This is a genomic window from Deltaproteobacteria bacterium (genome assembly GCA_026712905.1).
GTDB lineage: Bacteria > Desulfobacterota > Binatia > UBA9968 > JAJDTQ01 > JAJDTQ01.
This window is the reverse complement of sequence record JAPOPM010000042.1, coordinates 1-12345: the sequence shown is the minus strand read 5'-3', so window position 1 is coordinate 12345 and position 12345 is coordinate 1. Positions and strand designations below refer to the sequence as shown.

Sequence of the window (12345 nt, the reverse complement as noted above, 5' to 3'; positions counted from 1 at the left end):
TGGCAAGGTTGCTGCCGACGGTCACCCGCCTGACGCCCAGATCGCGAAGCTTCGGAACCGGCGGAGTGTTCGCGCCGGCCAGCACGTTCATCGGCCCGTCGATGGCGGCGGCCAGCCGGCCGATCAGCGCGCCGTCGCTGATGAACGGCACGAACGCACAACGGGCGCCGGCCTGCAGGTAGGCGTTGGCGCGGCGGACCGTCTCGGAAAACACGTCCTCGCCGTCACCATGGTGAAATCCGTCGGTGCGGGCATTGATGACCATCGGAATGCCCGCCGAATCGGCGACCGCGCGGGCCGCGCGGATGCGTTCCACCGCAACCGCGAACTCGATCAGATGTCCCGGGTTCCTCTTGTCACCGTCCTCGATGTTCATCCCGACCGCGCCAGCTCCGACGGTCCGGCGGGTCGTTTCCGCTACGTTCTCCGGCGCGGGACCGTAACCCGCTTCCATATCCGCCGAGACCGGAACGGGCACGGCGTTGGCGATACGGCGCACCGCACCGGCCATCTCCCGCAAAGAGATGTTCTCGCCGTCGCGATATCCGAGTGCGAACGCACAGCCGCCGCTGGTGGTCGCCACGGCGGCGAAACCTGTTTCCACCAGGACACACGCACTGATCGCGTCCCACGCATTGGGCAGGACGAGAAGTTCATTGCCTTCGTGCATCGCCGCGAAGGTTGCGGCACGTTTCTTCTGTTCGGACTTTGTCATCGTCTCTCGCTGGCCGAATTCCCAATAATTCCCTTTTATTTCGCCCGGTTTGAAACCGCCCCGTCATCCCGCTACTCGTACCTCCCGTCCTTGGAGGGAACGAGCTTGCCGTCTTCGTAGAAATAGCACCGTCCGGAGTCTTCCATGGGCACCTGGGCGGCCAGCACGAAGCCCTGGCCCAGGATCTCCGGGGTCGGGAGCCGTGTGAAGGCGTCGTCCGGGGCTCCTTCGGTGACGATGGGGACCCGCGGCGAGAACGTCACCACGCACACGTTGGACTCCCGCACCTCTTCCGCCAGGTAGCGGCTGAAGGTCCAGATGGCGTCCTTGGTGACCACGTAGGCGCAGGCGCCGCCGGGCGAGACTCCGCCGCCGCCGTAGAGATTGATGATGTGGCCGGAGCGCCGCGGTTCCATGTGCGCCAGCACGTGCTTCGAACACAGGAACGTGCCTCCCAGGTTGGTCTCGATGACCCGGTTCCAGAAGGACAGGTCCATGTCGCGGATCATGGGCCAGCGCGGGATGCCCCAGGCGAAATGCGGCACGATGGCGGCGTCGTTCACCAGCACGTCGATCTGCCCGAAGCGGTGGACCACTTGCTCGAACGCGCGCCGCACCGCGTTCTCGTCGCGCACGTCGGCGTTGATGCCCAGGGCGTCGGTCAACTCGCCCAACTCGGGCCCGGTCTTGTCGAGCCAGTCCTGGCTCACGTCGATGATCACGACCTTGGCCTTTTCCCGTGCGAACGTCAGCGCGGCATGGCGTCCGATGCCCTTGCCGCCGCCCGTCACCACGACCACTTTGCCTTCCAGCATGGATTCCTCCTTTGTAGGTTGTGTTGAGCGGTAGCGTAACCCTGAACCTGCACCGTACATGGCGGATTACGCTTCGCCGATCCGACCTGGCCCTTCGACTTCGCTTCGCTACGCTAAGGACGCAAGAATGCAGTGCGGTTACCGGTTCCGGCCCCGCTCCTTGAGCCCTTGGTACACTCTCTCCGCCGTTACCGGCATCTCGAACAGGCGCACGCCGACGGCGTCGGCCACGGCATTGGCGATGGCAGCCGGGGGGTTGTTGTTGGCGAACTCGCCGATAGCCTTGCCGCCGTGGGGCGCGAGGCCGCCCTCCGAGTCCACGAGCACCGTGTCGAGCCGCGGGATGTCGCGGATGCTCGGGAGCTTGTAGTCGCCCAGGTTGGCGTTGGCCACCTTGCCGTTGTCCAGCGTGAGCTCTTCCATCACCGCCTGACCCAGCCCCATGATGACGCCGCCGTCGATCTGTCCCTGATGCATGATGGGGTTGATGACGGTGCCCACGTCGTGAGCGGTGACGATGCGTTCGACCCGGGTGGCGCCGGTCTCCGGGTCCACCTCTACCTCCGCCACCTGCGCGCACACGTAGGTGGTCTCGTCGGGATAGCGGAAGTCCTCTTCCACCGTGACGGTGCGGTCGTCCGGATGCCGGGCCGCCACCTGCGCCAGGGTGAGGCTCTGTCCCGGGTCCGGGCGCAGTGAAAACGCGCCTTCGGCGTACACCACGTCCGCGGGGTCGCACTCCAGCATGCGCGCGGCGTGACCCGCGAGCTTGTCGCGCAGTTCGTTGCACGCGCGCTCCAGCGCCAGACCCGCCACATAGGTCACGCGGCTGGCGCGGGCGCCGGTGTCGTAGGGCACGGTGTCGGTGTCGCCCGTGGCCACGCGCACCCGTTCCAGCGCCACCTGCATCTGCTCGGCCACGAGCTGGCGCAGGATCGTGTGGGTGCCGGTGCCCTGGTCCACCGTGGGGCTCAGCACGGTCAGGGTCCCGTCGGTCCCGGCGGTGACGGCGATGCCGGTCTCGCCGCCGGAGATGTGCCGCCCGTAGACGGCCACCCCGCGGCCGCGGTTGGGGCCGGACCGGGGCGCGTGCCAGTCCGCCGCCTCCAGCGCCCGCGCCAGCACCGCGTGGACCTGCAGGCCGGGGAGGCGTTTGCCGATGGCGTCCTCCTCGTTGGCGCGCAGCACGTTGCGCAGGCGGAACTCGCCCGGGTCCATGCCGAGCTCCCGCGCGAGGATGTCGGTGTGGGACTCCAGCGCGAAGAAGGTCGGGATGGAGCCCGGACTGCGGTAGTAACCGCCTGGCGTCGTGTTGGTGTAGACCTGCAGGAACTCGAACTCGGCGTTGTCCACGCGGTAGAGGCCGCCGACGTAGTGCCAGGTGGCGAACGACGCGCTCGCCTTGGTGCCGCCGTAGGCGCCGCCGGCGTGCCATGCCTTGAGGCGGCGCGCGACGATGCGGCCGTCGCGCTTGAGGCCGCTGCGGATGGTCATCACCGTGGCCTCGTCCGGGTTGCAGGCGGCCAGTTCCTCCGCGTAGGTCATGACGATCTTCACCGGCCGGCCGGATTCGCGCGCCAGGAAATAGGCCACGGGCAGGTCGCGCGCATCCCCCTTGGCGCCGAACTCGCCGCCCACGTTCACCGAATGCACGCGCACGCGCGTGTGCTCCATCCCCAGGGTGTCGGCGAGCATGCGGCGGGTGCGGAAGGGGTCCTTGGTGGAGGCCCAGACCTGCACGCGGCCGTCGGGATCGATGGACAGGAGCCCGGCGTGGGGCTCCAGGTAGCCCTGGTGGCGCCCGGGTATGCGGAAGGTATGCTCCAGCACCACGTCGGCCTCGCGGAACCCTTGCTCCACGTCTCCCTTGCGCCAGGCCAGGCGGGTGAGGCCGTTGCGCACGTCGGTGGCCAGGCGTTCGCGCGGCGCGCCATCGTAGGCGGCGACGTCGTCGTGCAGCAGCGGCGCGTCGGGCTCGGTGGCGGCCACCGGATCGAACACCGCGGGCAGGACCTCGTAGTCCACCTCGATGAGCGCCAGGGCGGCCTCGGCCTGCTCGGGCGTATCCGCCGCCACCGCGGCGACCCGGTCTCCGACGTAGCGCACCCGGTCCCAGCACAGCACCGGCAGGTCGCGGATCTGCTTGCCCATGTAGTGGTTCGGGACATCCGGCCCCGTGACCACGGCCCGGACTCCGGGGGCGTTACGCGCCCGCCGGGCGTCGATGGAACGGATGCGCGCGTGGGGATGCGGGCTGCGCAGGATCTTGCCCCACAGCATCCCCTGGAGCGGAACGTCCGCGGCGTAGCGAGTGCGGCCCGTGACCTTGTCCGGTCCCTCGGCGCGGAGAACGGAGGTGCCGACTATCTTGGAGTTCGTCATGGCTGCGGTCCCGTAGGCCTATTCGACCTCTCTCCACCCATGGCTTCCCGCCCCCGATCGGGGTCGAGGGCAAGCTTCCGCGGGAATGACGCTTCGGGGCGTCGGTGCCGACTCTTGCCCGAGCGGAGCCTTGACACAGCCTGGCAAGCGGAAATCCTGTTCGATGACTTCTTACGATTCCGGCATCAGCGAGCGCCTGCCGAACCACCAGAATATCAGGATGAGCGGCGTCAGCACGACGGTCATCAGCAACGTGACCGCGGCGGCCAAGCTGGTGGCGCTCGAGTTCCAGTAGCTCCAGATCACCGCCGGGAGCGTGATGTTGTCGTGGCTGATGAGGAACGCCGCCACGGTGAGTTCCCGGTACACCAGGATGGCGGACCAGATCCACACCGACATGATGGTGGGACGCAGCAGCGGCACGAGGATGCGCCAGGAAGTCCGCACCGGGGACAGGCCCGAGGTGTATGCCGCTTCCTCCAGTTCCTTGTGTATCTGGAGCAGCGAGCTGTTCAGGGCGCGGGTGGCGAAGGCCAGCCGCGACACCACGTAGACGATGGCGATAAGCCACACCGTGCCGTAGAGCGGCAGGAAGCCCTTGAGCACGAACAGCGACAGCAGCAGCGCGGCGATGGCCAGGATCACCTCCGGCAGGGCGTGGGGCAGGAAAGCGCCGAACTCCAGCACGTAGCGGTATCGGCTGCCGGAACGCACGATGAGCCATGACATGGCGAACGCGACCACCAGGGTTATGGTTGGCACCAGCGCCACCAGCAGCACGGTGTTGGTGAGGCCCCGGTATACCAGATCCCAGTCGACCCGCTCGAAGGCCGTGAGGGACATGCGGCTGAGCATTTCCCAGGAGGGCGGCGCCACGTACGGGGTCAGCGCGACGTAGGCGATGAGCAGCAGCGGCAGCAGCTTGGACGCGACGACATAGAGGCCGATAAAGGCCCAGCCCACCCAGCCCCAGCGGCCGATGTCCACGAGAGTGGGGCGATAGCCCTTGCCGGTCACGACTTCGTAGCGGTGCCCCTGGCGCAGCACCGAGCTGTACCACCAGGTCAGCAGCACCGCGAGGCCGATCATCAGGACGCCCAGCGCCGCGGTGACCCCGTGTTCCGGGAACTCGTCGTCGCCAGGGTTCGTCTTGAGGTAGACGAAGGTGCTGAGCATGTACACGCGGTTGCCGAGGCCGATGATGGCCGGGATGTCGAAGGTGGCGATGGCGATGGTGGCGATGTAGATGACCGCGGCCAGGATGGCGGGGAAGGCCAGCGGCAGGGTCACCCGGCGTAGGGTGGCGAAGAGGCTCATGCCGTGGATCTTGGCGGCCTCCTCCAGCGACGGGTTCATGGCGCGGAACATTTGCGCCGTCAGGATGAACGCCAGCGCCGCGAGACTGAGTCCCTGCACGAAGCCCATGCCCGCCGGCGTGGCGATGTTGAAGGGTCCCTGCTCGAGGCCGAAAATGTTTACCAGCCAGCGGTTCATGAAGCCCATGCGCTGGTGCGCCATGAAGGTCCACCCCATGGCCGTGTAGATGCCGGGAATCAGCAGCCCGAGGGTCATGGTGGCGTACACCAGACCCTTGCCGGGCATGGTGGTGCGTTCGGTGAGCCAGGCGATGGGTAGCCCGATGATCAGCGCCACCAGCGTGGTGACGACGGTGAAAATGAGGGTGTTGAAAGTGACCCGGGCGACGAAAGGGTCGCCCAGCAGTTCGGCGTAGTTGTCAAGGCTGTAGTCGGCCTCGAAGCTGCCCAGGATGCCGGTCTGGAAGCTGATCCACACCAGCACGGCCACCAACACGAAGATCACCAGCAACGGGATGCTGGCGAGCCCCGTGAGGACGGGTGATACCCTTGGCCGGAGGGCGCGAAGCCGGGGCCAGCCTGCGACTTGTTCCATGGTGGCTGCGGGCGGGCCGCCGGCCCGCCCGCGTCCTCTGCGCCGCTAGTTGGTCTTGCCTTCCGCCAGGATCTTCTCGAGTTCCTTGCGGGTAGCGCGATACGTGGTCTGGCTCCCCAGCCATTGCGGTGAGTTGACGACCACCTTGGCGCCCTGGGCCTTGGCCACATCGAGCGTCTTGCGCTGCTGGGACTCCGGATAGAGGTGAAAGTCCAGGCCGTTCCTTTCCCACATCCACTTCTGGCCTTCCGGCGTGTGCAGATACGCCACGAAGAGGGCGGCAGCGGCGGGGGCCTGCGCATGCACCGGCACGGAGCCGTAGCGGGTGTGGGAGACCACCGCCTCCTTCACCACGGCGTAACCCAGCGGGACTCCTTCACTCTTGTACCGGTTGACGTACTGGTCGCCGCAACTGAACACCAGCATGGCGAACTCGCCGCTGGTGAGCTTGTCAACCGCGCCGCACCGGATCAGCCCGCCGATCTGCTTGGCGAGCTTCTTCGTGTAGTCCACCATGACTTCCTTGCCCAGGAGGTCGTCCATGGCGAACTCACGCACGCCCGCGGCATAAGGAGTGGAAGCGATCTTGCCCTTCCACTTGGGGTCGAGGACGTCGTGCATGCTCTTGGGGATGTCGTCGCCCTTCACCACGTCGGAGTTGAACATGATGCCCACGAGCGTCGAAGCGGAGGCCAGCGCGTTGCCGTTGGGGCCCAAGGGATCGAATCCGGGCTCGGGATCCAGCATCGGCCGACCGAGATACGCTTTCCAGGGCAGCGAGCGCGTCAGCCCCACCTTGCTGGCCTGCAGCACGCCTCCGGAGTTGCCCCAAACGACGTCCGTGCTGGCGGGCTGCCCGGCCTTCATCTCACGGGTCAGATTGCCGATCATGCGCGTCATGGACGGGCCCGGGGTGAACTTCGGCTTGATATTGGTGCCGTACATCTTGTTCATGGCGGCGATGACCTCAGCGAAGCCCTTGCCGCCGCTCAGGCTGGACGACGACCACATGGCGCGAAGCGTCGTCTCTTTCTTGGCGGCCTCCACCAGCTCCTGCAGGTTCTTGGGAGCGTCGGCCGCATAGGCCCCGGCGGCCAGGAACAGGGAGCATAAAGCCGCGCACAGGGCGACGGCCCACCTTTGGTTGCGTTTGATATCGAGCATCAGTCTCCTCCTTCGGTGTTGGGTTTCTGACACGGAAACCCCTTCTACCAGTTTTCGGGGCAGGTGCAAATCAACCGCAATGTTGCAACAAGAGCCTACACCCCGCTCGTCGTCGCGCCTTGCCCACGACGAAAAATCCTCGGCATATTATTGACGCGAACCAACCGGACACTAGCTCTGCTTGCCCACCGAGTTCACGAAGGTCGTGTTTTTCTCGTCCGCCGCGAATACCATGACATCGTCGGGCATCACGCGGAGCGAGAGCATGCCGCCGTGGGTCGTGGGCACCGCGCGGCTCTTGCCGGTGAGTGGAATGTCGCCAACGGTCGCGTCGTAGACGAACTGATCGCCCAGAAAGATGCTGGAGGTCAGGCGCGCCTCGAAGGTGTTTTCCGCCGACTCGTCCGCCGGCTCGGCGTACTGGATGCACTCGGGCCGGAATCCCACGAACACCTCCGTACCTGGTTCGGTGTCGCCGGACGCACGGAAGCGCCCGATCCGGGTCTCCACCAGGTTGGCCTCCACACTGCGGCCCGGAAGCCAGTTCACCGAACCGAAGAACTCGGCCACCTCGGTGCAGTTGGGGCTGCGGTAGAGCTCCGTGGGACTGCCGTACTGCAGCAGCTCGCCCAGGCTCATGAGGGCGATCTTGTCGGCCATGGCCATGGCCTCGATCTGGTCGTGGGTGACGTAGAGCACGGTGGCGCCGAGTTGTTTGGCCAAGTCGCGGATGCGCCCGCGCACGTCCTCGCGCAGGCGCGCGTCGAGGTTGCTCAGGGGCTCGTCCATGAGCAGCACCCTGGGGTTCACGGCGATGGCACGGGCCAGCGCCACCCGTTGCTGCTGGCCGCCGCTCAGCAGCGTGGACGGACGGTCGATCTGCTCGTCGAGCTGCACCATGTGGAGCGCGTTCCGCACCCGGCCGTTGATCTGCTGGCGCGGGATCTTCTGGGCGCCCTCGCGCAAGGGCAGGGCGACGTTGTCGAACACCGTCAGGTGCGGCCACACGGCGTAGGACTGGAACACCATCCCGAAGTTTCGGTCTTGGGGCGGCACCCACACCGGCGGATCGTCGCCGAACACGGTGCGGTCGGCGATCTGGATCTCGCCGCTGTTGGGGGTCTCGAGTCCCGCCACGCAGCGCAGCAGCGTGGTCTTGCCCGAGCCGCTGGCGCCGACGATGACGAAGAACTCCCCCTCCTCGACGTCGAGGTCGAGCTTCTTGAGCGCCGCGACCTTGCCGTCGGTGACGATGAACTCCTTGCGTAGTGCCCGGATCGTGATCATACGGATTTCGTGCTCACTTCCATTCCAGGATTCGAGCGGTACATGTCGCCATTGGCATGGTGCCACCCGAGGGTATGCGTGACAACCGGTATGCGCGACAACCGCGGGGCCCTGCTTGTCGAGCAGAAGTGTGTCTGCCTACTCCAGCCCGGCGGGCGTTGTCAAACCGGTAGACTCCCCTGGGGCCAACTGGTAATTAGACTGAATTCCCGCCCCCGATCGGGGTCCAGGGGCAAGCTCCCGCGGGAATGAGGGACTGGCTTCGAACCGGGAGACCTGCTTTGCATCAAGACCTGCGAGAATTCCTAGACGTGCTGGAACGAGAGGGCCAGTTGCTGGAAGTGAACCGGGAGGTGGACACGCGTTTCGAGGTCGCCGCCGGCATCCGCAAGAGCTCCGACGTGGGCGGCCCCGCGCTGTTGTTCAACAACGTCAAGGACCATCCCGACTGGCGCGTGCTCGGAGCGCTGTACGCCACCCGGCGGCTGGTGGCGCTGGGCCTGGGGGTCACCGAGGACAAGCTGCTGGAGCGCTACCTGACGCTGGAGGAGGCGCGCATTCCCTCCGAGATGGTGTCCACCGGTCCGGTCAAGGAAGTGCGCTGGACCGGCGACGACATCGACCTCGACAAGCTGCCCATCTGCGTCCACTCGGAGAAGGACTGCGGCGCGTACGTCACCATCGGCGTCCAGATCGGCAAGGATCCCGAGACGCGCATTCCCAACGTATCCATCCACCGGATGCTGCGGCTGGCCAAGGACAAGCTGTCCCTGTGGGCGCCGGCAGACCATCACCTGGGGCGCATGATCCTCAAGGCCGAGGACCGGGGCGAGGGGCTGGAGGTGGCCACGGCCATCGGCGTGGACCCGGCCATCATCATCGGCTCCCAGGCGCGCGTGCCTTACGGCGTGGACGAGTTCGCGGTTGCGGGCGGCCTGCGCGGCGCGCCCGTGCAGTTGACCAAGTGCGACACCATCGACGTGGACGTGCCCGCCCACGCCGAAGTGGTGATCGAGGGGGTGACCATCCCCGGAGAGCGGGTGTCGGACGGCCCCTACGGCGAGTACCCGGGCACCTACAGCGAGAGCAAGCAGGCGCCGGTGATACAGGTCACCGCCGTTACCATGCGGCGCAACCCCATCTACGAGACCTGCCTCACGGGCATGCCGGTGACCGAGAACCACACCCTCATCGAATGCGCCAACGCGGCGCTCGTGTATCGCACGGTGGCGTCCATCACGCCGGAGATCAAGGACTTCAGCGTCAGCGCCGGCGGCACCTTCCGGCACCACGCCGTGGTGTCCATGCGCAAGCGCCACGACGCGGAGGCGCGCAATGTCATCCTGGCGCTGCTGGCCACGGGCGCGGGCTTCAAGCGCGTGGTCGTCGTGGACGAGGACATCAACGTGCACGATCCGGTGGACGTGGAATGGGCCGTCAACACGCGCGTCCAGCCGGACAAGGACGTCATCATCGTGCCGAACCTGGCCATGTCCACCCTCGACCCTTCGGCTCCGGCGCCGCGCACGACCGCGGTCTGGGGCATCGACGCCACCATGCCGCTGCACGACAACGAGTACTACCGCAAGGTCGTGGTGCCCGGCGTCGACAAGGTCGACTACATCTGAGGCGGTTAGCCGGCGCCGTTGACAACCCTTCCGGGGGATCATGAAACACTTTGAATACCTGGAACCCGCCACCGTGGATGAAGCCTGCGGGCTGCTCAAGCAATACGCCGGCAACGCGCGCGTGTTCGCCGGCGGCAGCTCCCTCACCATCCTGCTCAAACAGGGTTTCCTGCAGCCCGACGCGCTGATCAACATCAAGAAGATCGACGCGCTGCGGCGCATCGAGGAGTCGGGCGGCGACCTGATCATCGGCGCGCTGGTGACACACCACGACATCGAGACGTCGAGCCTCCTGGCCCAGCGCCTGCCGGTGCTGTGCGAGCTGGAGCACGACGTGGCCAATATCCGCGTGCGCAACATGGCCACGGTGGGGGGCAACATCGCCTCGGGCGAGCCGTTGACCGACCTGCCGTGCGTGTTCATCACCCTGGACGCCACCGTGCGCATCGCCAACACCTCGGGCGGACGCACGCTGCCGCTGGAAGAAGTCTTCCTGGACTACTACGAGACCCAGTTGCAGGAGGACGAGGTGCTCACGCACGTGGTGATCCCGCCGCTCCCGGCCCACAGCGCCATCGACTACGTGCGTTTCTCCAGCAGCTCGGTGGTGGACAAGCCGTGCATCGGCGTGGCCGTGCGCATGTCGGTGAACCCGGACGACGGCGCCTGCGGCGACGTGCGCATCGGCCTGGGCTGCGTCGCGCCCACGCCCATGCGTGCGCGCAACGCCGAGGCGGCGCTGGAAGGGAAGCCGCTGACGGACGAGAACCTCCAGGCGGCGGCCCGGGCCGCCGCCGATGAAAGCGACCCAATGGACGACCTGCGCGGTTCCGAGCGCTACAAGCGCGAGATGGTGGCGGCGCTGGTGCGCCGGCTGGCGTCCAGGGTGTACGAGAAGGCGAGAGGCAACGGTTGAGGTTGACCCCGGTTGGGTACGAGTTGCCACCGACGCCCCGAATCGTCATTCGCGCGGAACAGGCTGTGTCAAAAACTCGTGAGGCACGCACCCTACGGATCGTCATTCCCGCGAACGCGGGAATCCATGGGTTGGGAGGGGCCGATCGGGCGTGGTACCCCGCCTCGCCCCGCCTGGATTCCCGCTTCCGCGGGAATGACGAATCGGGGTGTTGGTGCCGAATGACGAATCGGGGTGTTGGTGCCGTTTCGTGGCCGAGCGGAGTTTTGATACAGCCGGTTTCCCGGGCGTGACGGATTCGGGGCCGGCGCCCTGCTGAATGAAGACGAACAGGGACGGAGAGGACTTTACGGATGAAGAAGGCCATCACCATGGAGGTCAACGGCGCGTCGTGCCAAGTGGAAGTGGACCCGTGGCGCACGCTGCTGGACGTGGTGCGGGAGGAGCTGGACCTCACCGGCGCCAAGCTGGGGTGCGACATCCAGGTGTGCGGCGCGTGCACGCTCCTGGTCGACGGCAAGCCCGTGAGCGCGTGCTCGGTGCTGGCGGTGGACGCGGACGGGCGCAAGGTCACCACGGTGGAGGGGTTGGCCGACAGTGACCGGCTGCACCCGTTGCAGGAGGCGTTCATGAAGTACGGGGCGCTTCAGTGCGGCTATTGCACTTCGGGCTTCCTGCTCACCGCCAAGGCCATGCTGGACGAGAATCCCCGCCCCGACGACGAGCAGATCAAGAGCTACATGGGTGGCAGCTTCTGCCGCTGCGGCTGCTACCAAGAGATCATGCAGGCCATCCGCAGCGTGGCCCAGGCATAGGAACACGTGGCGTGAGGTTTCAAAGGAGCGTGTCATGGCGATAAGCGAGAGGCCGCTGAGCGCGCAGGACGGACAGCGGCTGGACTACCAGGCGAAGCTCACGGGCCGGGCCGCGTACCTGGCGGACATGAAGATGCCCGGGGTCCTGGAGGGGGTCGTTCTCCGCAGCCCGGTGGCCCACGCGTGGATCCGCTACGTGGACGCGTCCGAGGCCCTCAAGGTGCCGGGGGTGGTGGCGGTCTACACCAAGGACGACGTGGTCCAGGGCACCGGCATCGAGCCCTACTACGGCCCGGTGTTCAAGGACCAGACCATCGTGGCGGTGGACAAGGTCCGGCACGTGGGCGATCCGGTGGCGGCGGTGGCGGCACAGACCCGGGAGGCCGCCGAGGAGGCGGCGAACCTCATCGTGGTGGAGTACGAGGACCTGCCGCCGGTGATGGAGGTGCAGGACTCGGTCAAGGCGGACGCCATCCTGGTGCACGAGACCGTGCGCATTCCGGAGCACGGCTTCGCCGACCTGGCGGAGCTGAAGCCCATCGAGAACACCAACGTCTGCACCCATTTCAAGCTGCGCAAGGGAGATATCGAGCAGGGGTTCGCCGAATGCGCCCACGTTTTCGAGGACACCTTCATCCTGCCCACCACCCAGCACGTGGCGCTGGAGCCCCACGGCTGCATCGCGGCGTTCCAGCCCGACGGGCGCGTGAAC

The 12345-nt window shown here is 66.8% G+C and carries 10 protein-coding genes; 4 read left to right on the top strand and 6 right to left on the bottom strand.

The features are described 5' to 3' along the window. From OXF11_03285 to OXF11_03260, 6 genes are all read right to left on the bottom strand, one after another. Nucleotides 1-715, bottom strand: a 715-nt coding sequence (locus OXF11_03285) for an isocitrate lyase/phosphoenolpyruvate mutase family protein (protein MCY4486125.1), incomplete at its 3' end; no start/stop codon positions are given. A gap of 71 nt (nt 716-786) precedes the next feature. Further along, on the bottom strand, nt 787-1530 hold the full coding sequence (locus OXF11_03280; protein ID MCY4486124.1) for an SDR family NAD(P)-dependent oxidoreductase: 744 nt from the start codon (nt 1528-1530) through the stop codon (nt 787-789). A gap of 138 nt (nt 1531-1668) precedes the next feature. Beyond that, the gene (locus OXF11_03275) at nt 1669-3912 is read right to left on the bottom strand and encodes a xanthine dehydrogenase family protein molybdopterin-binding subunit (GenBank protein MCY4486123.1); all 2244 of its coding nucleotides are present in this window, start codon (nt 3910-3912) and stop codon (nt 1669-1671) included. 171 nt (nt 3913-4083) lie between these two features. Continuing rightward, nucleotides 4084-5823: an iron ABC transporter permease gene (locus OXF11_03270; protein ID MCY4486122.1), complete on the bottom strand. Its 1740-nt coding sequence runs from the start codon at nt 5821-5823 to the stop codon at nt 4084-4086. Between the two features lie 45 nt (nt 5824-5868). Continuing rightward, nucleotides 5869-6987: an extracellular solute-binding protein gene (locus tag OXF11_03265; protein ID MCY4486121.1), complete on the bottom strand. Its 1119-nt coding sequence runs from the start codon at nt 6985-6987 to the stop codon at nt 5869-5871. Between the two features lie 171 nt (nt 6988-7158). After that, entirely contained in the window at nt 7159-8274 is a 1116-nt protein-coding gene (locus OXF11_03260; GenBank protein MCY4486120.1) for an ABC transporter ATP-binding protein, read from the bottom strand. 248 nt (nt 8275-8522) lie between these two features. Here OXF11_03260 and OXF11_03255 point away from each other — a divergent pair, with 248 nt between their 5' ends. The 4 genes from OXF11_03255 to OXF11_03240 form a co-directional block, all read left to right on the top strand. Beyond that, on the top strand, nt 8523-9902 hold the full coding sequence (locus OXF11_03255) for a UbiD family decarboxylase (protein MCY4486119.1): 1380 nt from the start codon (nt 8523-8525) through the stop codon (nt 9900-9902). Nucleotides 9903-9942: 40 nt separating this feature from the next. Continuing rightward, on the top strand, nt 9943-10818 hold the full coding sequence (locus tag OXF11_03250; GenBank protein ID MCY4486118.1) for a xanthine dehydrogenase family protein subunit M: 876 nt from the start codon (nt 9943-9945) through the stop codon (nt 10816-10818). A gap of 353 nt (nt 10819-11171) precedes the next feature. Then, a complete protein-coding gene (locus OXF11_03245; protein MCY4486117.1) occupies nt 11172-11633 on the top strand; it encodes a (2Fe-2S)-binding protein in 462 nt (153 codons plus the stop codon). A 34-nt stretch (nt 11634-11667) separates the two neighbouring features. Next, nucleotides 11668-12345: molybdopterin-dependent oxidoreductase (locus OXF11_03240; protein ID MCY4486116.1), on the top strand; the 678-nt coding region annotated here is incomplete at its 3' end.